Annotated in this window: 16 protein-coding genes; 5 read left to right on the top strand and 11 right to left on the bottom strand. The window is 73.1% G+C overall.

From position 1 onward, the window contains the following. The first annotated feature begins 32 nt into the window (after window positions 1–32). From ACFY1P_RS05455 to ACFY1P_RS05445, 3 genes are all read left to right on the top strand, one after another. Window positions 33–941 (top strand): GNAT family N-acetyltransferase, encoded by a 909-nt coding sequence (locus ACFY1P_RS05455; RefSeq protein WP_390749784.1) that lies wholly within the window; start codon window positions 33–35, stop codon window positions 939–941. Window positions 942–1100: 159 nt separating this feature from the next. Further along, window positions 1101–2630, top strand: a complete 1530-nt coding sequence (locus ACFY1P_RS05450; RefSeq protein ID WP_361524566.1) for an APC family permease — start codon at window positions 1101–1103, stop codon at window positions 2628–2630. Window positions 2631–2783: 153 nt separating this feature from the next. Next, a complete protein-coding gene (locus tag ACFY1P_RS05445; protein WP_390749783.1) occupies window positions 2784–4409 on the top strand; it encodes a thiamine pyrophosphate-binding protein in 1626 nt (541 codons plus the stop codon). Here the strand turns inward: ACFY1P_RS05445 and ACFY1P_RS05440 are convergent. From ACFY1P_RS05440 to ACFY1P_RS05415, 6 genes are all read right to left on the bottom strand, one after another. After that, window positions 4406–5629, bottom strand: coding sequence for a cytochrome P450 (locus tag ACFY1P_RS05440; protein ID WP_390749782.1), 1224 nt, complete (start codon window positions 5627–5629; stop codon window positions 4406–4408). The two genes, ACFY1P_RS05445 and ACFY1P_RS05440, sit on opposite strands and share 4 nt — an antisense overlap. A gap of 49 nt (window positions 5630–5678) precedes the next feature. Beyond that, on the bottom strand, window positions 5679–7046 hold the full coding sequence (locus ACFY1P_RS05435) for an NAD(P)/FAD-dependent oxidoreductase (protein WP_390749781.1): 1368 nt from the start codon (window positions 7044–7046) through the stop codon (window positions 5679–5681). Further along, a complete protein-coding gene (locus ACFY1P_RS05430) occupies window positions 7036–7245 on the bottom strand; it encodes a ferredoxin (protein ID WP_361524528.1) in 210 nt (69 codons plus the stop codon). Before ACFY1P_RS05430 ends, ACFY1P_RS05435 begins: the two co-directional genes overlap by 11 nt. Window positions 7246–7339: 94 nt before the next feature. Further along, complete coding sequence (locus ACFY1P_RS05425) at window positions 7340–8536, bottom strand: cytochrome P450 (RefSeq protein ID WP_361524531.1); 1197 nt, start codon at window positions 8534–8536, stop codon at window positions 7340–7342. Window positions 8537–8573: 37 nt separating this feature from the next. Next, a complete protein-coding gene (locus ACFY1P_RS05420) occupies window positions 8574–11840 on the bottom strand; it encodes a ferritin-like domain-containing protein (RefSeq protein WP_390749780.1) in 3267 nt (1088 codons plus the stop codon). Further along, complete coding sequence (locus ACFY1P_RS05415; RefSeq protein WP_390749779.1) at window positions 11840–13291, bottom strand: flavin monoamine oxidase family protein; 1452 nt, start codon at window positions 13289–13291, stop codon at window positions 11840–11842. Before ACFY1P_RS05415 ends, ACFY1P_RS05420 begins: the two co-directional genes overlap by 1 nt. A gap of 443 nt (window positions 13292–13734) precedes the next feature. Between ACFY1P_RS05415 and ACFY1P_RS05410 the strand changes: the two genes are divergently transcribed. Then, complete coding sequence (locus ACFY1P_RS05410; protein ID WP_390749778.1) at window positions 13735–14622, top strand: NAD(P)-dependent oxidoreductase; 888 nt, start codon at window positions 13735–13737, stop codon at window positions 14620–14622. Further along, window positions 14523–16163, top strand: a complete 1641-nt coding sequence (locus ACFY1P_RS05405; protein ID WP_390749777.1) for an FAD-dependent monooxygenase — start codon at window positions 14523–14525, stop codon at window positions 16161–16163. The genes ACFY1P_RS05410 and ACFY1P_RS05405 overlap by 100 nt, the downstream gene beginning before the upstream one ends. Here the strand turns inward: ACFY1P_RS05405 and ACFY1P_RS05400 are convergent. The 5 genes from ACFY1P_RS05400 to ACFY1P_RS05380 form a co-directional block, all read right to left on the bottom strand. Beyond that, window positions 16130–18481 carry a GH92 family glycosyl hydrolase gene (locus ACFY1P_RS05400; protein ID WP_390749776.1) on the bottom strand — a complete coding sequence of 784 codons (2352 nt, stop codon included), beginning with the start codon at window positions 18479–18481 and terminating at the stop codon, window positions 16130–16132. The two genes, ACFY1P_RS05405 and ACFY1P_RS05400, sit on opposite strands and share 34 nt — an antisense overlap. A gap of 276 nt (window positions 18482–18757) precedes the next feature. Next, a complete protein-coding gene (gene proP, locus ACFY1P_RS05395) occupies window positions 18758–20281 on the bottom strand; it encodes a glycine betaine/L-proline transporter ProP (protein ID WP_361524569.1) in 1524 nt (507 codons plus the stop codon). A 293-nt stretch (window positions 20282–20574) separates the two neighbouring features. Then, window positions 20575–20928 carry a hypothetical protein gene (locus tag ACFY1P_RS05390; RefSeq protein WP_390749775.1) on the bottom strand — a complete coding sequence of 118 codons (354 nt, stop codon included), beginning with the start codon at window positions 20926–20928 and terminating at the stop codon, window positions 20575–20577. 58 nt (window positions 20929–20986) lie between these two features. Beyond that, window positions 20987–21910, bottom strand: coding sequence for an anti-sigma factor RsbA family regulatory protein (locus ACFY1P_RS05385; protein WP_390749774.1), 924 nt, complete (start codon window positions 21908–21910; stop codon window positions 20987–20989). A gap of 225 nt (window positions 21911–22135) precedes the next feature. Next, window positions 22136–22531, bottom strand: a complete 396-nt coding sequence (locus tag ACFY1P_RS05380) for an STAS domain-containing protein (RefSeq protein ID WP_390749773.1) — start codon at window positions 22529–22531, stop codon at window positions 22136–22138. Window positions 22532–23019 lie beyond the last annotated feature (488 nt).

The raw sequence follows: 23019 nt of genomic DNA, 5'->3' as shown, positions 1-23019 counted from the left end.
CGTCACATTCCGGGAAGGAACGAACACCCCGCATGAACCACCTCGGCCGACTCCCGCACCCGCGCACCGCCGACGCGGCCTCCGCCACCGCCGGCGACGGGGCCTTCACCGTCGCCCCGGCCACGCTGGACGACTGGCACCTGATCGGCGAGTGGGCCGCCGCGGAGGGCTGGAACCCCGGCACCGGCGACCTCGCCTGCTTCCACCCCACCGACCCCGCCGGCTTCTTCATCGGCCGCCTCGACAGCCGGCCCGTCTCCGCGGTCTCGGTCGTCACCTACTCCCCGGACTACGCCTTCCTCGGCTACTACCTCGTCCACCCCGACCACCGCGGGCAGGGCCGCGGCCTGGCCACCTGGCGCGCCGCGTTCCCGCACGCCGGGACCCGCACGGTCGGCCTCGACGCGGTGCCCGCCCAGCAAGCCACGTACGCGCGCGCCGGGTTCGGCCCCGCCTACACCACCGTCCGCCACAAGGGACGCCCCGGCGGCACCACGCCCCCGGCGGCCGCCGTCGCACCCGTCACCGCGGCCCACCTCGACGCCGTCGCCGCGTACGACCGGCAGTGCTTCCCCGCCGAGCGGCGCGCCTTCCTCGCCCGCTGGCTGACCGCCCCCGGCCACACCGCCTACGTGCGCCTGGACGACGGGCGGGTCACCGGCTACGGAGTGATCCGGCCCTCGCGCGACGGCCGGCGCGTCGGGCCGCTGTTCGCCGACACGCCCCAGGGCGCGGAAGAGCTGTTCGACGCCCTGACGGCCGGCCTCGGCCCCGACGAGGACGTCTTCATGGACATCCCCGAACCGCACGGCACCGCCACGGCGCTGGCCGCCTCCCGTGGCCTGACCGCCGATTCGCACACGATCCGCATGTACGCGGGCCCCGCCACCCCGGCCCTCGACGGCCGCACCTACGGCGTCACCAGCCTCGAACTCGGCTGACCGACCGGCCCCGCGCGGCACACGTCACGGCGCGAACGCGCGCGGCCGGGCAGAATCCTGATCTGCTGTGCCGGACCAGGAACCGAGGAGGCCGTCGTGTCGGATCGTCAGGTGACGGGCGGGGCCGTCGCGCCACCCGTGCTCGTCCAGGAACGCCGCTTGCACCGGGACCTGGGGTTCTGGGGTCTGACCGCGATCGGCTTCTCCAACATCGTCGGTTCCGGCTGGCTCTTCGCCGCCATGTACGCCGCCCAGACGGCGGGGCCCGCGGCCCTGCTGTCCTGGGTCGGCGCCGGCCTGCTGTGCGGCCTCGTCGCGCTGGTGATGATCGAGCTCGGCGCGTCGCGGCCGGAGGGCGGAGGAACGGTCCGCTGGCCGCTCTACGCGAGCGGCCGGCTGGTCGGCACGCTCGTCGGCTGGTCGGTCCTGCTGTCCGTGGGCGGCACCGCCGCCGAGATCAGCGCGATCATGCAGTACGCCGACCACTATCTGCCGGACATCTACCACGGCCACTCGCTCAGCCCCTTCGGCCTGGGCATCGCCGTGGCGCTGAGCGTCCTGCTGACGGCCTTGAACTGGTTCACGGTCCGGGCGTTCGCCCGGCTGAACAACCTCGTCTCGGTGTTCAAGATCGTCGTGCCGGTGATCACCGTGATCGCGTTGTTCGCCTCCGGCTGGCACTCCGGGCGCCTGACCGACCACGGCGGATTCGCCCCGTACGGCTACGCCGCCTGCCTGTCCGCGCTCGCCGGCGGCGGCATCGTCTACTCGGTCAACGGCTTCCAGGCGCCGCTGGACTTCTCCGGCGAGACCCGCAACCCCCGCCGCACCATCCCCGCCTCCGTGCTCACCGGCATCGGCCTCGCCGTCCTGATGTACCTCGCCCTCCAACTGGCCTTCCTCTTCACCGTCCCCGAGCACCTCCTCGGCCACGGCTGGCAGGGCGTCAGCTTCGAATCGCCGTTCGGCCAGCTGGCGCTGATCCTCAACCTGCACTGGCTGTCGAGCCTGCTCTACGCCGACGCGGTCGTCTCGCCCGGCGGCTCGGCGTACGTCGGCGTGGCACTCGACGCCCGCCACACCTACGCCCTCGCCAAGAACCGCACGATCCCCCGCGCCTTCATGCACGTCGACCCCCGCTCCGGCATCCCGCACCGGGCGCTCCTGCTGAACCTCGCCGTGATCGTGGTCTTCCTGCTGCCCTTCGGGGGCTGGCAGCACATCGTCAGCGTCATGGGCGACATGTACCTCCTGATCTACGCCGCCTCCGCGGTCGCCGCCGCCGTCTTCCGGGCCGACCCGGACAGCGGCGGCATGGCCGGCTGGGTGCCCGGCCTGCGCTGGATCGCGCCCCTGAGCTTCGTGGTGTCCAGCGAGTTCGTGTACTGGTCCGGCTGGCACGACCTGCGCCTGGCCCTGCCCCTCGTGCTGGCCGGCCTGCTGATCTTCCTGGCGATGCGGCGGTCCGTCCCCGACGACGCCCCGCTCCTGACCGAACTGCGCACGGGCGCCTGGCTGGTCGTCTATCTGGTGCTCCTCACCACCCTGTCCTGGCTCGGCACCTTCAAGGGGACGGGCCGGCTGCCCGCGCCCTACGACTCCCTCACGGTCGCGGCCGTCTCACTGGCCCTCTTCTTCTGGGCCGTGCGCTCCGGAACGGGCCAGCTGAGCAGGTCCCGTACGGAGTGAGGCCGCGGTGCCCCGCAGGCTGAATTGCGCCCTCACATCAGCCACATCCAGCCTGTCCGGCGCTTGAGGACACCGCCGCGCAGCGGTGGTGCGGACGACACCACCCGCAGAAAACCGACTACAGGACCGGCGAACACCGGAAGGCAGCAGCCCATGAGCACCGCGCACCCCACCCGTACCGGCGGAGACCTGGTCCTCGAATCGCTCACGGCGCTGGGGGCCACGACCGTCTTCGGGCTGCCCGGCCAGCACGCGCTCGGCCTCTTCGACGCGCTGCGCCGCTCCACGCTGCGCTACACCGGCCTGCGCGTCGAGAACAACGCGGGCTTCGCCGCCGACGCCCACGCCCGCGTGACCGGCGGCGTCACCCCGCTGCTGGTCTCCACCGGCCCCGGCGCCCTGCTGACGCTCGCCGCCCTCCAGGAATCGGCCGCCGCGTCCGCGCCCGTGCTCGGCATCTCCAGCCAGATCCCGGCGGCCGGGCTCGGCGGCGGCCGCAAGGGATACCTGCACGAACTCCGCGACCAGCGGGCGTCGTTCCGCGACGTCGTCAAGAGTGTGCACTCCGTACGGCACGCCTCGCAGATCCCCTCCGCCCTCGCCGACGCCTGGCGCTCCGCGCTGGAGGCGCCCGCCGGGCCGGTCTGGGTGGAGATCCCGCAGGACGTCCTGCTCGCGCCCGCGGGCGTCCCGCCCGTCCGCGCGCTGGACGCCGCGCCCCGGCCCCTGCCGCCCAGGCCGGAGCTGATCGAGGAAGCGGCCGCGGCCCTCGACGCGGCCCGGCGGCCGGTGGTCCTCGCGGGCGGCGGAGTCGTACGGGCCGGGGCGCAGGCGGCGCTGCGGAGACTGGCGGAGAAGCTCGACGCCCCGGTCGCCTGCACCTTCGGGGGCAAGGGCGCCTTCCCCTGGGAGCATCCGCTGTCCCTGCGCTCGTGGCTGGAGGACCGGCACACGACCGACTTCCTGGAGCGGGCCGACGTGCTGCTCGTCGTCGGCTCCGGCCTCGGCGAACTCTCCTCGAACTACCACACGTTCCGCCCCTCGGGCCGGGTGATCCAGATCGAGGCGGACCTCGGCAAGCTGGAGTCCAACCACCAGGCCCTGGGGGTGCACGCCGACGCGGCCCTCGCCCTCGGCGCGCTCGCCGACGCCGTCACGGGCCGTCCGCGCGGCACGGCCGCGGACGAGGCGCGCGCCCTGCTGGACCGCGTCCACGACCGGATCGCCGGGCAGGACCTCAAGACCGAGCGGCGGGTGCTGGACGCCGTGCGCGAGGCGCTGCCCGACGACGCCCCGAGCTTCTGGGACATGACGATCCTCGGCTACTGGGCCTGGTCCGCGTTCGACCCCCGGAACGCTCCCTTCCACTCCGCGCAGGGCGCCGGCGGCCTGGGCTACGGCTTCCCCGCCGCCCTGGGAGCCGCGGTGGCCGACCCCGCCCGCCCGGTGCTCGCCGTATCCGGCGACGGTGGGGCGATGTACTCGATCGCCGAACTGGCCACCGCCCGGCAGTACGGCCTGCCGGTCACCTGGCTGATCGTCGACGACGGCGGCTACGGCATCCTGCGGGAATACATGACCGACGCCTTCGGCGAGGCCACGGCGACGGAACTGGCCCGCCCCGACTTCGTCGCGCTGGCCGCCTCCTTCGGCGTCCCCGCCGTGCGCACCACCCCCGACCACCTCCGCGACGACCTGACCGAGGCCCTGTCCACGCCGGGCCCGTCCGTGGTCGTCCTCCCGGCCGTCCTGCGGATGTTCGCGCCCACCCACCTCTAGGGCTGCGTGCCCGTGCGGTTGATCAGCAGGTGGCGGGGGCCGCGCAGGATGGGGCTGCGGCGGTACGGGGGCGGGTCCTCGGTCAGGTGGAAGCCGTCGAGGTAGGGCAGGAGCGCGTCGAGCGCGATCTGGGTCTCCAGGCGGGCGAGCGGGGCGCCGAAGCAGCTGTGGACGCCGGCGCCGAAGCCGAAGTGCTGGTTGTCCTCGCGTGCCGGGTCGAAGTGGCCGGGTTCGTCGAAGCGGCGGGGATCGCGGTTGCCGGAGGCGAGCACGAGGATCAGCGGCGCGCCCTTGGGGACGGTGACCCCGGCGACCTCGACGTCGGCCAGCGGGGTGCGCTGCGGCAGCATGTGCACGGGCGGTTCGTAGCGCAGCAGTTCTTCCACCGCCTTCGGCATCAGCTCGGGCTCCGCGCGCAGCCGCTTCAGTGCCTCCGGGTGGCGCAGCAGGGTGAGGACGCCGTTGGTGATGAGGTTGACGGTCGTCTCGTGCCCGGCGATGAGCAGGAGCGTCGCCGTGGCCATCACTTCCCGTTCGGTGAGCTGTCCTTCGGGGCCGGGGTCGTTGACGAGGGCGGAGAGCAGGTCGTGCGAGGGGTGGCCGCGGCGGCTGCCGGCCAGTTCCCCCAGATACAGGGCCATCGCGTCGCGGCCCGCCATGGCAGCCTGCCGGCGCTCCTCCTGGTCCGTGCCGGGTGTGATGTCGAGGCCGGTGACGATCGCGTCGGTCCACGCGCGGATCCGGGGTACGTCCTCGTGGGGCACGCCCAGCAGCCGGCAGATCACGGTGACGGGGAGCGGGTAGGCGAATTCGTCGACGATGTCGATCCGGTCGGCGCCCCGGAAGGAGTCGATCAGTTCCTCGGCGGTCCGGGTGATGTCGTCGTGCAGGCCGTCGATCCTGCCGGGGGAGTGCGGTGGGCCGAAGGGCCGCATCGCGATGCGGCGCAGCCGGTCGTGCTCGGGGTCGTCGAGACCGATGAAGGCCGGTGGCAGGTCGCCCCTCCTGAGCGTCGCCGGGTCGGGGTCGGTGCGGTTGCGCGTGTCCGAGCTGATCCGCGGGTCGTGGAGGAGGGCGGCTATCTCGTGGTAGGTGCCCACGAGATAGCCGCCGTCCTCCTGTCGCGTCACGCCGTTCTCGCGGAGTTCGGCGTAGAGCGGGTAGGGGTCGGCGCGGTTCGCGTAGTCGGTGATCCGCTGGAACAGGGTGTCCGGCTGCATGCGCGGGGCTCCTTTTCGGCGTCGGACGGTGGTCGGACGGTGGGGGTCTTCAGTCGCCCGGCCGCACCAGGGTCAGGCGCCGGTCCGGCAGGTGGCCGGTGAGGGCCACGGTCGGGCCGTGCGAGAGGTGCCGTGGGTCGGGTACGTCGGAGGTGACGGGCACCGCCGCCTCCGGCAGGTCGGCGGCGCCGGGCCCCGGCGGGAACGGGGCCGCCGTCTCGATCAGGCGCTGGTAGTGCTCCAGCCACTTCGCCCGGTTCACGCTGACGGCGGCGGTGATCCGCCCGCGGTAGCCGTAGACGGCGATCAGACGGCCTTCGCGCAGCGACCCCTGCGCGATGACCACCTGGTCGGAGAAGGTCGGCACGCCGACGGACTTGATGTTGAGGCCGAACTGCGCGGACCAGAAGGCGGGCACCGTCAGGTGCGGGCGCCGCAGCGGCCCCGGGCTGATCATGTTGTGGGCCGCCACCTCGGCCTGCGCGACGGCGTTGCCCCAGTGTTCGAGGGAGAGCATCTGGTACTCGAAGAGCGGGTGCGGGAACCGCGCCACGTCCCCGGCGACGAAGACGTCGTCGGTGACGATCCCGTACATGTCGAAGGCCCGGCATCCCGCGTCGCAGGCCAGGCCCCGGGGACCTGCCGCCAGCCCCGACCCGGCCAGCCACTCGGTGTTGCGCACGGCGCCCAGGGCGACCACGGCGACGTCGGCGTCGATCCGCCCGCCGTCGGAGAACCCGGCGCCGGTGAAGCGGCCGTTCCTGCCCTTCAGCGCGGTGACCGTCACTCCGCAGCGCAGGTCGACGCCGTGCGCGCGCTGCATCGTCGCGGCGAAGGCGCCGAGCGTCCCGCCGAGGGCACCGACCAGGGGCGCGGGCCCGCGTTCGGCGACCGTCACCTTGATGCCCCGCTCCCGGCAGGCCGAGGCGATCTCCGAGCCGGTGAACCCCGCGCCGATCACCAGGACGCGGCGGGGCCCGGCGTCGAGGCGCTCGGCGAGGAGCTCCGCGTCGTCACGCGTGCGCAGCGTCAGCACCCCGTCCAGCGCGGCCTCGGCGGGCACCGGCCAGGGGCGGGCCCGGGTCCCGGTGGCGATGAGCAGCCGGTCGAACGGCAGCCGCTCGCCGTCGTCGAGCAGCACCTGTTTCCCGGCCGGGTCGACGCCCACGGCGCGTACGCCGAGCTTCCACCGCGCGTCGATGTCACGCCGGGCCGGCAGCCCCACGTCCCGCGCGCGGGCGTGGCCGAGCAGCACCTGCTTGGACAACGGCGGCCTGTCGTACGGGAGGTGGGGCTCCTCGCCGACCAGCGTCAGCGATCCGGTGAACCCCTCCTCGCGCAGCGCCTCGGCGGCGCGCAGCCCGGCCAGGGACGCGCCGACGACGACGATCCGGCCGCCGTCGCGCTCACCGGTCACCGGTGCCCGCCCGCTCGCCGACGACGATGGCCTGCACGGGGCAGGCGGCCGCCGCCCGGCGGACGCGTTCGTGCTGGTCGCGGGGGACGGCAGGGGTGTACATCAGCGCCTCCTCGCCGTGCAGGGCGAACACCCGCGGGGCGAGGAACGCGCACTGGGCGTACCCCTGACAGCGATTGAGGTCGACAACGATCTGCATCCGGGCCCACTCCTCCGCGCCACTTCCTTGTTACGCCTTACGGGGGAGCGGCGCGACCGCTGTTACTCCGGCCGTGTCGAGGGGAGCGGCGCGTTCACCGGGTCCGGACCGGCATCCGCGCCGGTCCGTGGAACACCAGATCCTTGGCATAGACCGGCTCGCCGGCCAGGGCGAGGCGGGGCAGGCCGCGCAGGAGTTCGGTGAGTCCGATCTCGGCCTCGGCGCGGGCGAGCGGGGCGCCCACGCAGTAGTGGATGCCCATGCCGAAGCCGCTGTGGCGGCGCGCGTCACGGGTGAGGTCCAGTCGGTCGGGGCCGGGGAAGCGCTCGGGGTCGCGGTTGGCCGAGCCCAGTACGAGGACGACGCGGCTGCCTGCGGGAACGGCACGCCCGCCCATCCGGTCGGGCTCACCGGCCTGCCGGGTGATCATCTGCACCGGTGAGTCGTAGCGGACCAGCTCCTCCACGGCGTTCACCGTCAGCTCCGGCCGCGCGCGCAGCGCCGCGAGCTGGCCGGGGTGGGCGAAGAGGGCGAGCAGCCCCTTGCACAGCACGTTGGTCGTCGTCTCGTGCCCCGCGGTCAGGAGATGGATGCAGGTGCCCACCAGCGTGTCGTCGTCGGCGGAGGCCGCCCCGGCGTGTTCCAGCATGGCCCCGATCAGGTCCGCGCCGACGGCGGGCCGCGCCCTGCGCCGGGCCAGCTCCGCGCGGAAGTAGGCGTCCAGTTCGCGGGCCGCCGAGTCCGCGACGGCGAAGCCGTCAGGCGTGCGGGCGACGCGTGAGGCGGTCGCCTGCTGGAGGTCCAGAGCGCGGGCGCGGAACCAGGCACGGTCCTCCCGCGGCACGCCCAGCAGTTCGCTGATGACCAGCAGTGGGAAGGGCGCGGCCAGCCGGTCGACGAGGTCGGCCTCGCGCTCCTCGCCCAGAGCGGCGACGAGCGAGACCGCCAGCCGCCGGATGCGCGGGCGCAGGGCCTCGACGATGCGGGGGGTGAAGCTCTTGGCCACCAGCGCGCGCACCGCGGTGTGCCGTGGGGGATCCATGAAGACCATCCAGTTGGCCACGGTGTGCCTCAAGTGCGGGCATTCGGCGGGGATACGGGCGGTCTGATTCCCCCGGCCGTAACGCCGGTCGGCCAGTACGTGGGCCACGTCGCGGTGGCGGAAGACATACCAGCTGCCGTCCGGCCCGAGGTGCACCGGGTCGCTCTCGCGGTACCGGCGATAGCAGGGGTAGGGGTCGGCGAGGGGCACGTCGGCCGTGCGGAACGGGCCCGGGGCCTGGGCGGTCATGGTGCACCTCGCCTCGTGGTCGCGAACTGACGTCCCGTCATGACCGGTCGGCCCGCCGGAAGACGTCGGCGTAGAACTCCATCAGCTCGCAGACCTGCCCGGGGACGGGCCCGCACTTGCGTGCCGCTGCCGCCAGATGCGCGAAGCGCAGGGCGAGGGAGCGACGTGCCACGTCGGGGCGCGGGCACGCCGTGGGCGCCGCGTCCAGCTCGAACGTCGGCCCGGCCGTCCTGCCGCGTCGCCCGGAGTCCATGGTGACCAGCAGCTCCGCGAGCGGGCGCATCATGCCGGTCATCACGTCGATCGAGGCGTTCATCAGCTTCGAGCGCCGCAGGCTGGCGTCCGGGCTCTCGCCGAAGTGCTGCGCCATCAGCTGGAGCATCAGGTGGTACGAGCGGTTGAACAGCGCCGCCACCGCGCGGGCTTCGGGGTCGGTGATCACGCTCCGCGCCCCGTCGCCCGCCCGCAGGGTCGGGTTGCGCAGCACCGGGTAGGCGGGGGACCACGGCACCAGGTGTCCGTACGGGCCGGGCACCCGCTCGGTCGTGAGCAGCTCGCTCATCCGCAGGAACGTCCTGAAGTGCGACATCTCCGACCGGCCGGCGCCACCGTCACCGCCGCCGGTGCCCGCCCCGCCCTCGCCCTGCTCGGTGATCAGGTCCACAGCGAAGAGCGCGCTGGAGAGGTCGTCGACCTCCAACTGGTAGTCCGGGTGCGCGGTGTTCACCGACTCCCGCAGGAACAGGTGGTGCTCACCGCCCCCGCGCCCCTTCTCCACCAGGAACAGGTCCGGCACGCGCCGCAGCCCCTCGCGCACCCCCGCGTACAGCTCGCTGACCGACGTCCACGTGAAGCCTGTGGCCCGGCCGGGCACGTGCCCCGCTTCGCGGCGGATCTCCGGGACGAGCGCCGCCGGCTGCTCGATGGCGATGTAGCGCTGCACGCTGCCGATGCTCAACGGCTCCAGGGCGAAGTCCAGCGGGACGGGCAGTTCGTCCGCGAGCGTCGCGAAGTCGATCACCGGGATGTGGAACGGCTCGCCGAGGGCCGTGATGATGTTGTTCACCAACAGGAAGTGGATCATTTCCTCGCGGGCCACGGTCAGCAGGCCGCCGCGCATCCCGTCGTCCAGCGTCTCCCCGCCTCCGCCGCACGCGAGTTCCAGCTGCTCCCGCGTCCACCGGCCGCCGCGCACGTACGCGAGCGCCGCCCCGTGCGTCGGCACGGAGAAGGCCGCGTAGAGGTACTGGAGCATCACCGCGAGTTCGAGCGCGGCCGCCTGCTTGAGCACCGCCCACAGCTCGCCCCGCGTGGTGATCGCCGGCTCCGTGGCGAGGGGGCCCGGGGCGGTCAGGGACGGGCGGACGCGCGCCTGGACGTTGCGCAGATACGCCAGCAGCAGCCGGGCCTTGGGGTCGGACAGGTCGCGGGTCGGCGGCATGTAATACGTCTTCGATTTGTTCGCCGGATCGCACATCTGCCAGACCAGTTCGGCGTAGGTCTCGACCTTGCAGCGGTCGGCGAGGCTGAAGACCTCCGAGCGCATGAAAGAGGAGATGTGCTCGTAGTAGGCGAAGACCTCCCGGTGCAGCAGGTCGAAGCCGACGTCCTCGCGCGGCACGTCGTCCAGGTGCCAGTCGTCCGGCAGGACGCGTACGGCCAGCGAACCGGCGCCCGCCCAGTAGCCGAGCGCGTCCTCGTCGTCGTACGTCCGCCAGGCCGAGCCGGGCATCTGCGGGTCGACGGGCGGCACGTCGGCCGGGCTCGCGGTGAGCAGCACGCGGCAGGTGCCCGCGCGTTCGCCGCGCAGCGTGAGCGTGCCCTGCCCGCGCGCGTCGGTCTCGACCACGCACTCGCGGGCGTACGCCTCGGCCGCCCCGCGCGCCCCGAGTACGGTCGCGTCCCCGCAGCGCGCGCCGGTGGCCCCGGCCGCCCGGTCACCGGGCAGGGCACGGGGGTTGAAGAACTGCCGCACGTGGATCTTCCCCGGGCTCGCCGGGCGGCCACGCACATAGGCGCGCAGCGGCACCTCCACGGCGTGGTCGTGCCCGCGCGCCGCGTCGCGGTGGTGCAGGACCAGGAGCGCCTCGTCCGTCTGGATGTTGGTCTCCCGCTCGGTCAGCAGCGTCTCGCGCCTGCCCGACGCGCCGACGCCGGTCAGATACAGCGCCTGCTCCTCGGCCTCCCGCCAGCCGGGCTCGGCGGGCACGGTGACGATCCCGCACGTGGCGTCCGAGGGGTACGCGCCGGGCGGGACCCGGGCGATCAGCCGGCCCGTACCGGCCGTGCGCAGCTCCAGTTCACCGGCGTCCAGCGGGGGCCCGAGCCGGTGCAGCGGCCCCGGGCCCGCCTCCGGCGCCCGGGAGGCCAGCGGCACGGCCGAGAGCATGTTGAGGACGGCATGGCCCCGGGCCACCTCGACGGTCATGTGGTGCAGGGGTGCGTGCGGGCGGGGGACGAGGAGCCGTCCCGCGGGGTAGGTGCGCAGCTCGTGGGCGTGCCAGGGCGCGACCGTGCCCCGCACCCGCCAGACACCGGGCGCGTCGGGGACCCGCGGCGAGGCCATGCCGTCCAGCGCGAGCTGCACGGCAACGCCGTCCGCCCCGCCCTCCAGCGCGGCGCGCAGCGCGCTCACGGCGGGGGATCGCGCCGCGTCCGGGAGCCAGTCGAGCTCGCCCCCCGGGACCACGAACTGGTGGACGGCGCAATAGCGCAGCTGCGCGGCGAGGAAGTGGTCGCCGACGTCCCGGATGTGCCCGAAGTCCACCCAGCGCGGCGGGTGCAGGCCGCTGACGCCCCCGGTGAAGAGGTAGCCGTCGTCGTGCGAGCGGCCCCGCCGGCCGAGCCCGAACCGGCCGACCATCAGCGCCGTCGTCCAGCGCGAGGCCGGGTCGACGTCGAGGATCCGCGCGCGGTTGACGGTCGTGCGCAGATAGGGGTTGTAGTGGCCCCAGACGTCGACGCCGCTCCCGACGACGGGATCGGCTGTGCCGTCCCGGCCGGCCCCGGTCTCGGTGCCGATGACCTGGGCGTCCAGCCAGAAGTGGCCGTTGCCGTCGAAGTTCCAGCCCTTCGCGGCGCTGAACTCCCCGTGCGGGTGCGGCCGTCCGTCCGCGTCGAAGCGGGGGCCGCGGCGGTGCAGGAACGCGTGGTACTCGGCGGCGGGCCGGTCCGGGGGGAAGGGGCCGTCGTCGGTGAGCGCCCGGTTGGTGGCGAGGTCGACCAGCCCGCAGCGCGGGCCCGTCGGCAGCCGGGTCGTCGCCGTCCCGGCGAAGTGCAGCCGCGGCAGCTCGAACACGCTCATCACAGGGCTCCCGCGGGGTCGTGGTGACCGTGAGCGGCCGGGGCCCGGTGGACCGCCCCGTGGGCGACGAGCCCTTCGACGGCCTCCAGGGCCGACTCGACCGCTCCCTCGATCCAGGCCGGAGCCGTGGAGCAGTGCTCGCCCGCGAAGAACAGCCGGTTCACCGGCCGCGCCGCGCGCGCCCGTTCGGCCTCGCACTCCTCGGGAGACTTGCCCCAGCGCGTGGCGCATCCCACGCTCCAGCGGGAGCCGTCACCCCAGGCCGTGCTCACCGCGCCCAGCACCATGCCGGGCCGCAGCAGCTCGGGGTGGACCGCCCCGAGCTCCTCCAGCACGAGGCGGTGCCGGCGGCGCGGCGACAGCCGGCCGAGCCGCGCGGCCTCCTCCCCGATGGTGTAGCTGGCCAGCAGCGCCGCGCCGCGCCCCGGCGTGCCGTCCACGGCCGGGTAGTAGGTCTGGCGGATGCTCCCGCCGGTGTACGAGGCCCCGCCCTCGATGCCGTACGCCCGCCAGAACGGCTCCCGGCAGTGGAAGGCCACCTTGGTGGCCGGGCAGTAGTGCACCGCGTCCAGCACCGCCAGCTTGTCGGCGTCCAGGCCGCTCAGGTGTATCCGCCGCAGCGCCGGGAAGGGCAGCGCGCAGACGGCGAAGTCGGCGCGGCGCACCGTGGTCCGGCCGCCCGCGCGCACCCGGACCAGTACCTCGTCACGCCGCGACCGGAGGCCCACGACCCGGTGGCCGAGCCGCACCGGGCCGGCGAGCCGCGCCGCCAGTGCGCGCGGGAGCCGGTCCATGCCGCCGTGCAGCCGCAGCAGCGCCGGGCTGGTCTCGGTGAGGATGTCGTCCAGGAAGCTGTTCAGCCGCCTGCTGCACCCCGCGCGCAGCGCCGGGTGCGCGGCGAAGAGCGCGTGCAGGTCGACCCGGTCCCCTGCCGCGCCGCGCAGGTGCGGCAGCAGGTCCACGCACGCGACCAGATCGAGGAGTTGACGGCGCAGATCGTCACGCAGCGCCTCGCGCAGGTCCGGCGGCGCGATGGCGTCGACGACGGCGGTCAGCCACGCCCCGACGACCGTGACCTCATGGGCCTGGCGCAGTCCCGGCCGGTGAATCTCCAGTTCGCGCCGGAAGCCCTCGCACAGCGGCCGGGCCGCGTCGCGGATCCGCACGAAACCGCCGGCGGTCCGCAGATAGGCGTTCTCCTCCGACAACAGCGTGGTGAACGGGCGCAGTTCTCCTTCGAGTCCCAGCAGCCGGATGTATTCCAGCGTGCGCCGGTGGTGGGTGGGAATGCGCATCGCGCCCAGTTCCACCGCGGGTGCGCCGGGTCCGGGGCCGAAGCGGTGCGTGTGCACACGGCCGCCGACGCGATGGCTGCCTTCGAGCACTTCGACGCGGCAGCCGCGCCGTTCCAGTTCGTACGCCGCCACGAGCCCGGCCATTCCGGCACCCACGACGAGGACGCTGGGCCCCTCGGACCAGGACTTCTTCTCAGGTCCGTGAGCATGCCAATCGCGTAACATGTCGAGCGTTCCCCCCGCTCCTTGCAATGCTCGGCAATCCCCTTCGGAGAGCTCTACAGGAATTTCATGCGCTCTCGTCCGGGAGTAAGAGGATTTCAGGGCATCTTGAATTTGACAACTGGAATTCAAGGGTTCGGCGACGAACTGCGTAGGCCGGGTACGCGGATTGCCGATGGCAAAGCCCCAACTGTTCGGTGGAGCTTCGGTGAACGCACGCCCGTTTCACTTTCCGCAAGCCCTGTGAATGCGCCCCTGTGCGCCCTCCCGGGGAATTCCCGACGCGTAACCAGGTGTCGCCGGGGAAGAAAGAGGTGAATGCCGGACGCCAGGGGAAATCAGTGGTTCCGCATTGATTCATGAGGCAGGGGGGAATCATGAGTGCCGATGTGACCGTACTCGGCCTGGGGCCGATGGGGGCGGCGCTGGCCGGCGCGTTCCTGGCCGCGGGCCACCGGACCACCGTCTGGAACCGGACGCCCGGCAAGGCGGGCGCCCTCGTGGCCGAAGGCGCCGCCGAAGCGGCCTCGGCCGGGCAGGCGGTGACCGCGAGCCCGCTGACGGTGATCTGCCTCGCGACGTACGACGCCGTCCGCGATGTCCTCGCCCCGGCGGCCGGCGAACTCGCGGGACGCACGGTCGTCAACCTCACCTCGGGGCCCCCGGACCACGCCCGGCAGACCGCCGCCTGGGCCGGGCTGCACGGCATCCGCTATCTCGACGGTGTCATCATGACGACTCCGCCGGGCATCGGCACCCCGGACGTCCTGCTCCTCTTCGGCGGCCCCCAGGCCGACTTCGACGCCTGCCGCGAGACCCTGTCCGCCCTCGGTGACCCGGTGCACCTGGGCACCGACCCCGCGCTGCCCTCCGTGCACGACACCGCACTCCTGGCCCTGATGTGGGGCACCCTGACCGGCTGGCTGCACGGAGCGGCGCTCGTCGGTGCCGACGGGCCGGGCGGCAACGTGACGGCGACGGCCTACACCGCCGTCGCCGACCGCTGGATGACGACCGTCCGCACCTTCATGACCGCGTACGCGCCCCACATCGACGCGGGCCGGTACCCGGGAGGCGATTTCCCCTTGCGGCTCCACCACATGACGATGGACATCCTCACCCACGCCGGTGAGCTGCGGGGAGTCTCCTCCGGCCTGCCCGAGCTGTGCCAGGGACTGGTGGGGCGGGGAATCGAGGCCGGACACGGGGACGACAGCTTCGCGCGGCTGATCGAGTTCATCCGCAAGGGCGGCGGTCCGGCGTGAGCGCCGTCCGGAACGTACGCGACGCCGTGGTCATCGGCGGGGGACCCACCGGGCTGACCCTGGCCATCGCCCTGCGCCGCTACGGCATCGACACCGTGGTCGTCGACAAGAGCCCCGGCACCAAACGCGAATCCCGGGCCAGCGTCATCTGGCAGCGTGCCCTGGAGGCGATGCGCGACCTCGGCTGCGCCGATGCGCTGATGGGCGAGGGGCTGCCGCTGAGCAGGGCCGAGTTCCACGTGCGTGGCCGCCCGGCCGGCAGCCACGAGATGCACATGCCGGACACCGCCTATCCCGGCCCGCTCTCCATCGAGCAGGACGCCGTCGAGCGCCTGCTCCACGACCGCCTCCGCCAACTGGGCCCCGACGTCCAGTGGTCCACCGAAGCCGTGGCCGTACGGCTCGGCGAGGACAGTGCCGAGGTCGACCTGCGCGGCCCCGACGGACACACCCGCACGGTCGGCTGCCGCTGGGTGATCGGCTGCGAGGGCTCCCGCAGCATCGTGCGCAAATCCCTGGGCGTCCCCTTCGAGGGCGAACGACGGCCCGACCTCCAGTGCCTGCAGCTCAACGCCAAACCCGACTGGAGCCTCCCCTACGACCCCGCCGTCACCCACATCTTCATCAACCACGGCGTCACCCTCATCGCCGACGCCGTCCCCGGCGGCGCGACCCGGTTCTTCGCCTTCTGCCCCGACCCCGACCCCACCCTCCAACGGCCGCCCACCCAAAAGGAGATGGAATCCACGGTCGCCCGCGCCACCGGCGAAGCCGGCGTCCGCCTCGTGCCGACCGACCCCCACTGGGCGAACCGCTCCCGCTTCCAGGACCGGCTCGCGGTCACACTGCGCCGGGGCCAGGCCCTCCTCGCGGGCGACAGCGCCCACCTGTGGGCACCGATCGGCGGCCGCGGACTCAACACCAGCCTCCTCGGCGCGCACAACCTGGGCTGGAAGCTCGCCGCCGTGCACCACGGCTGGGCCCCCGACGCGCTGCTCGACACCTACAGCACCGAACAGCGGCACACGGCACGCGAAGTGATGCGCCACATGCGCCGCAACGTCCTGGAGCTGCCCCCGAACCGCCCCACCCTCGCCGCGATCGGCCTGCTCCTCCCGCACGTCCTGCGCAGCGAACGCATGGGACACCAAGGGTCCCTGCTCCTCAGCGACTTCGCCAGGAACCACCGCGCGAGCGCCCTCTCCACCGGCCGGGGCGGCCGGGGCGGGCCACGCCCCGGCGACAGGCTCCCCGACCTGGCGGTCACCAGCGAGACCGGCCCCGCCCGCCTGCACGACCTGCTCTCCTACCAGCGCTGGTCCCTGCTGCTCACCGGGGACGGCGGCGACAGCGCCGAGCTGAGGAAGCTGACCGAGAAGTACGTGATGCCCATCGCGCTGTTCCGGATCCGGACGGAGCCCCCCTCCGACAGCACGCTGCTGCTCGTACGCCCCGACGGCCACATCGGCCTGCGCGCCCGGACGAGCGACGACCGGGCGCTCAGGTCCTATCTGGACCGGTGGTTCGTGCGGAGGAAGTGACGGGCCCTGCGGTGGTCGGCGGTGGCGTGGACCTCCCGCAGTCCCGTCGTGTCCGACGGCGGTACGGAATCCGGTGCGGAGGCCCAGTCGGTGTGCGGGCGGCTGTCCAGCGTGTAGTCCAGGCTGCCGCCGTGGCGGAGCGACTCGAAGCCGACCCACGACTTCTGCCACGCCTGGCCGTCGACCTCCAGCGCGCTGACGTACGGCGCGTCCGGCCTGGCCTGCGGGGCGTTGACGCGCAGCGTGCGGCCCTCCGCCAGGGTCAGCTCCGCCCGGGGGAAGAGCGGGCTGCCGAGCACGAGAGTGTCCGTGCCCGGGGTCCCGGGATACATGCCGAGCGCGGAGAAGACGTACCACGAGCTCATGGCCCCGAGGTCGTCGTTGCCGAAGGCCCCGGCGGGCGAGTCGGAGTACAGCGTCCGCTGGATCCGGCGGATCAGCGCTTGCGTCTTCCAGGGCTGGGCGAGGTAGTCGTACTGCCAGGGGGTGCCCAGGCTCGGTTCGTTGCCGAGGTCGGCGTTGGTGCCACTGGGTCTTCTGAGGTCGGTGAAGAGGCTGTCGAGGTAGCTGCCGTACGCCTTCGTGCCGCCCCGCGCCGCGATCAGCGCCTTGAGGTCGAACGGCACCATCGGGGTGTACTGCGCGGAGGTGCCCTCGATGAAGCCGTAGGCGGTGGCGGGCTTGAAGCGCGGGGCGAACCGGCCGTCGGCGAGCCTGGCCTGGAGGTAGCCGGTCCGCGGGTTGAAGACGTTCCGCCAGTCCTGGGCCCGGGTCGCGAAGCGCCGGTACGTCCCGGCCCGGCCCAGCGACCTGGCCAGCGCCGCGAGGGCGTAGTCCGCGGTGTCGTACTCCAGCTGGGTGGAGACCGGTCCGTAGAAGTTGCAGCACCCCCAGGCGGTGTGGTCGGCGGGGAGATACCCCTTCGCGTCGCGCACCGCCTCACCCGGCCGGTTCGCGTTGGGCTCGGTCGCCTCGCGGACCAGTGCCTCCAGCGCGTGCGCGGTGTCGAAGCCGCGGGCTCCGAAGGCATGGGTCCCGGCGATGATCGCGGCTGCCGGGTCCCCGGCCATCACATGGCTCTCGCTGTTGTTCTGCGCCCACTTGGGGAGCAGGCCCGTCTGGTCGTAGCCGTTGAGCATCGAGGTGACCGCGTCGCTCGCGGTCCGCGGCGTGACGATGGCCATCAGCTGCGCCTGGGAGCGGTAGGTGTCCCAGCCGGAGAAGTTCGCGTACTGGGCCCGCTGCCCGGCACCCAGCGTGTGCGTCCGCCCGTCCATGCCCGCGTACTGGCCGTTGACGTCGGAGAAGACGTTGGGGTGCAGCAGCGAGTGATAGAGCGCGGTGTAGAACTGCACCTGCTGGTCACGGCTTCCGCCACCGACCCGCACGCGCCCCAGGACGCGGTTCCACGCGTCGTGACCGTCCTGCCTGATGCCGTCGAACCCGCGGCCGCCCACCTCGTGCTCCAGGTTCCGCGCGGCGTTGGCGTCACTGGTGTACGAGATGCCGACCTCCGCCGTGACCGTCCGCGCGGCCCTCGTGTCGAAGGTCAGATACATCCCGCCCGTCCCCGGGGCCGGGGGAGCGGAGGGGGCGCGCCCGTCCTCGGCGAGGGTCCGGGGGGCCGGGTGGACGGCGTCGCCCGTCCAGGTGCCGGTGTCGGTGAAGGGGCGGTCGAAGCGGATGTCGAAGTGCAGGGTGTAGCGGTTCTTGGCGCCACAGAAGTGGCCGCTGTCGACCGCGCCGACGACCTCGTGGTCACCGACCGCCCGGACACGGGTGCCGTCGACGGGCGTCGCGCCACCGCTGAGCTTGAGCAGCAGCCGGGAGTCGGTGCCCCGGGGGAAGGTGAAGCGGCCGAGCCCCGCCCGGACCGCGGACGTGAGCTCCGTGGTGATGCCCGCGTCGTCGGTCACGCCGTAGTAGCCGATGCCGGTGTGCTCGTGCGCGTGGCTGAAGCCGGACACCGCGTCGCCCGGGCTCCCGGGCAGCTTGCCGGTGACCGGGAGGATCGGCACGTCCCCGGCGGCCCGGCAGCCGGGTCCCGACAGATGGGTGAGGCTGAAGCCGGAGATCTTGCTGTCCCGGTACTCGTAGCCCCCTCCGAACGCGCGGTGCGGGAAGGTGTCCGGGCCCCACTGGAGCATGCCGAACGGCATGTCGGGGCCGGGGAAGGTGTTGACCGTGCCGGCCGTGCCGATCAGCGGGTTCACCAGCGACGCCGGGTCCTCCACCGGCTCGGGGGCGGTGGCCGCCGCGTCGGTGCCCAGCGCCTGCGAGGGCATCAGCAACAGGCCCGAGACCATCGCTTTGGCCAACCGCCCACGGCGTCGCGGCCGTCCGGGCCACCCGCATCCCACCACGACTCACTCGCCTCCACGGTGCCGGCCGGAACGCGCCGCGCCGGCTGCCGTGTCATCGCGGAGCGGCAGCGGGCCGTACGGCTGATCGGATTGTCCAAACGGACACAGGCAACAGTCGCATCCACCGCCGAGGCCCGGCCGCGGACCACGCCCAACGACTCCGTCGTTCGGCCCAACAGCGGCGCGGCACGCGATGTGACGTGCCGTCAGCGGCAGCCGGGGGCGGGCCGGTCACCCCTCGTCGTGGTGCCTGTGGTGCCCCGGGTGGCGCAGGCGCGTCCAGATCTCCCTGGCGCGCCGGCCCGCCTCGGTGCGGCTGTCCGCGACCAGCAGCCTGGCCTGCTCCGGCGTCTCCACCATCGGCCCCGACCCGCGCAGCGGCTTGCCCGCCGTCTCGTGCAGGAAGAAGGCGGAGACGAAGCCGATCGCACCCGCCGCCATCAGGTAGTAGGCCGGGATCATCTGGTTGTGCGTCGACTCCAGCAGGGCGGAGACGACCAGCGGGGTGGTGCCGCCGAAGAGCGACACGGAGAGGTTGTACGAGACGGACAGGGCTCCGTAGCGCAGCGGGGTGGGGAAGAGCGCGGGCAGGGTCGCGGCGGCCGTTCCCGCGAAGCACACCAGCAGCAGGCCGAGGATCAGGCAGCCGAACGCCGGCAGCAGCGCCCCGTCGGCTCGGACGAGGAGCATCGCGGGGACGGCCAGCGCGATCAGCGCGGCGCTGCCCGTCATGAACATCGGCCGCCGGCCCCAGCGGTCGGAGGAGTGACCCACGACGGTGATGGTCAGGGCCACCAGGATCATGGTGCCGAGGATCAGCAGCTGGGCCGTGGTGGCGTCCTTGCCGAGGGTCTCGGTCATGTACGTCGGGAGGTACGAGGTGACCATGTAGCTGGTGACGTTGTAGACCACCACCAGCCCCATGCAGATCAGCACGGCGTGCCAGTGCCGGGTGAAGATGGTCTTCAGCCGCCCGTGGCCGGACTGGCGCGCTTCGTCCACCTCGTGCGGTTCGGGGCCCACGGCACCGAGCGGGCGCGCCTGCGCGGCCTCGGTCTCCGCCCGGAAGGCGGGCGTCTCCTCCAGCCGCATCCGCATGTACAGGCCGATCAGCCCGAGCGGCCCGGCCACCAGGAACGGCAGGCGCCAGCCCCAGTCGGTCATGCCGTCGGTGCCGAGGGCGGCGGTCAGCACGGTCACCAGGCCCGATCCGAGCGCGTATCCGATGAAGGTGCCGAAGTCGAGCCAGCTGCCGAGGAAGCCACGGCGTTTGTCGGGGGCGTACTCGGCGATGTACGTCGTGGCACCCGCGTACTCCCCGCCCGTGGAGAAGCCCTGCACGAGCCGGCAGAGGAGCAGCAGCATGGGAGCGGCGAAGCCGGCCGTCGCGTAGCTCGGCAGGAAGCCGACGGCGAAGGTGCTCACCGCCATCATGATCATCGTGGCGGCGAGGACCCGCTGGCGCCCGACGCGGTCGCCCAGCGGGCCGAAGACCAGACCGCCGAGCGGCCGGACGAGGAACGCGGCGGCGAAGGTGCCGAAGGCGGCGACCACCTGGGCGCCGGACGAGCTGGAGGGGAAGAAGACCTTGCCCAGGGTGACCGCCATATAGGCGTACACCCCGAAGTCGAACCACTCCATCATGTTGCCCAGCGCGGCGGCCATGACCGCCCGGCGGACCTCGGGGCGGTCCGTGACCGTGACGTCCTCGATGTTCAGCGGGCTCTTGCCGCGTCGCAGCAGGATGCGGAGCATCCGGTCGGTGGCCGCCGCGCCCCCGCGCGAGGGGGCCGGTCTGCTGGGTGTGCGGGTCTTCTTGCGGTCGGCGCTCATGCTCACCTGTCGGGGGGTCGGGGATCCAGGTCACCCCTGGGGCTGCCGGGGCATATGTCTGCTCATGGGCCATGACTTCTGTTCCCCGCATTGAACATCGACCGGGCTCCCGCAGGCCCGTGACCGGCCCGTGACGGCGCGCAGAAGCCGCCGACCGGGCAGATGGCACCTGGTGTCTCATGAGCTCCGGGTGAGGTGCGAGCCCGCCCGTTCCGTCAGGGGCGGTCGTCGCTCTGCCCGCAGATCCAGGCCAGCGCGCTGTGGACGCCGTAGAGGTAGTCGCGCGGCACGGTGCGCTGGGCGCAGTCCTCCATCTGGACCAGTACGGCGTCCACTTCCGCCGTCAGCGGGCCCATGCCGGGGGTGCCGTCGGAGGAGGCGCCCGTGATCGGTGCCGCGTCCCCGCGGCCCAGCGCCCACAGATAGCCTGCCAGGGCGCCGCGCGAGAACTGCGTCTGACGGTCCGGCCCGGCCGCGGTGGCGTGCAGCCTCTCGCACGCCGACTCGACCTGCTCCCTGGGCCGCGTACCCACTCGTGTTCCGTCGGTGTCGGTGTGTTGTGTTGTCATGCTGTTCGTCTGACCCTCCGCGGGTACGGCATGCGTGTCCGTCCACGGGATCGGCACGTCACCGGCGCAGGGAGAAACGCGTGGTGGTGCCGTGGGTGTGGGTGTGGGTGCGGACGAGATCGGTGAGGCAGTGGACGAGGAGGAGCCCGCGCCCGCCGGGCCTGCCGTGCACGGGCGGGCGGCGGCCGGCCAAGGGGTCGTCGAGGTGCCCGCCGTCCTCGACCTGGCAGACCACATGGCCGTCCTCGGCCCAGATCCGCAGGGTGCCGTGCCCGCCGCCGTGGACCACGCTGTTGGTGGTCAGCTCCGCCACCGCCAGCTCCAGATCGCTGTGCCGGGCCCGGGGGAGGCCGAGTCCGGCGGCGAGGCCGACGGCGCGGTGCCGGGCCTCCGGGAGGCTGTCCGTGGTGAAGTCGAACGCGGTGGCTCCGGCGGGGGGCGACAACGGCCGGTTGTGCCGGGCGAGGGCGCGGTCGGGGGCGAAGGCGACGCTGTGGCGTTCCCGGCCGCCTTCGATGATCACGGGGTGGGTGGCCCGGGCGTCGAGGAGCGCGCCGGGGGAGAGCCGGCCGGTGTCGTAGGGGCAGACGATGGTGACGTCGCGGCCGGTGAACGCCTGGTTGATCAGCGCCTCGTGCTGGACGCAGGCGGGGTATTCCGCCGCGCTGCGGCCGGCCCATATCGGTTCGCCGACGATCCGGACGTGCCGGCCCGGGTGGGCGTCCGCGAACGCGCGCAGGACGCGGAGGATGATCCGGCCCGGGTTGCGCCCGGCCTCCTCCATGTCGACGAGCCGCACGCCGGTGACCGCCGGCCCCAGGGCCTCGCGCAGCAGGTCGAGGTTCCCGCGTGGCACGGCCACGGCCACCGGTTCCCCGAGGGCCAGTCCCTCCTCGACGAACGGCACGGTGCCGGCCAGGTATTCGGTGTCGTCCCGGTAGAACAGAGCCGGGTGCGCGAACGGCTCGGACGCGGATGTCATCGCTGCTGCCGTGTCATGTGGGAAGGGGGACGCCCATGTGACGTTCGACGGAGCCTGCCGTGCATCGGACCGTCTCCGCGCCATGTGTGCCTCCCCGCCCACGCTGCCGTCGCGGGCCGGCCGGGGCCGGGCCCACGAGGAGCAGAGGAACCATAGTCATCACCCTCCAGCCGGACGTGTGCCCTGCCGTCGGCGCTCCACTCACCTTTCTTTCCCGTGCCGCTGTCAAGTGAGGGGGCTGTTATGCCGCGGCCCGGTGCCGGCCGGGGGATCGAGACGGTCGAAGCACGCGTCGACGGAGGCGGTCGTGGCGAGGGCCTGGTCCATGCCGGTGAGGTTGAGCACGTGCCGGACGTGCTCGGCGGCCGCGGCCACGCCCACCCCGCCGTCGGCCTCCCGGGCGTGCCGGTGTGCGGCGAGGAGGGCGTTCATGCCCCGGGAATCGCAGAAGGTGAGGAGCGAGCAGTCCAGCACGATCCATCTGTGCCCGCGCTTGAGTGCCTTGGCCACGGCCTCGGCCAGTACGGTCTCGCTGTCCAGATCGAGCTCGCCCGCCAGCCGCAGCACGAGCTGGTCCTCACGTTCCCGATGCCTGGGGAGGGCCACCAGCCTGGTGTTCACGCTTCTGCCTCCTCGTCCGGCGCGGTCGCCACGACCGCGGGTGACTGTCGCGATCATCCCGCCCCCGGCGCCCGGGCGGGGCCTTTCTCACTCGTGTCTCACTCGTGCCCCTTCCTCGGCTCCCCCGCGCCGGCCGGCACGGGGGAGCCGAGGAAGCAGGCGGAATATATCCACTTGCAGCACCGGAAAAACTATTGCGACCGAGATAGACATGGTGATGGGGCGAGGCTATTTTCCTTGTGGACCAGGAAGTTCGAGGGGCGCGGGGGCGGTTCCGTGCGGCCCGGCCCCCGCAGGCGGGCGCGCCGACGGGCGCCAGGATTGGGCGCCCGCCCGCACCGCGTGCGCCCCCGGCTCGCAACCTCCTTCTCCTGCACGCCCGTTGGGGTGCATCGGTGCTTGACGGGCGGGCATACGGGACGACACCGGAACCCGGCCGCACCGGCAGGTGTCCGGCAAGGATCCGACTGCAACCGACCGGGAGGACA

Source organism: Streptomyces sp. NPDC001407, assembly GCF_042895325.1.
Lineage (GTDB): Bacteria > Actinomycetota > Actinomycetes > Streptomycetales > Streptomycetaceae > Streptomyces.
Note: the sequence above shows the minus strand (reverse complement) of the source record. Positions and strands in the feature narration are given on the sequence as shown.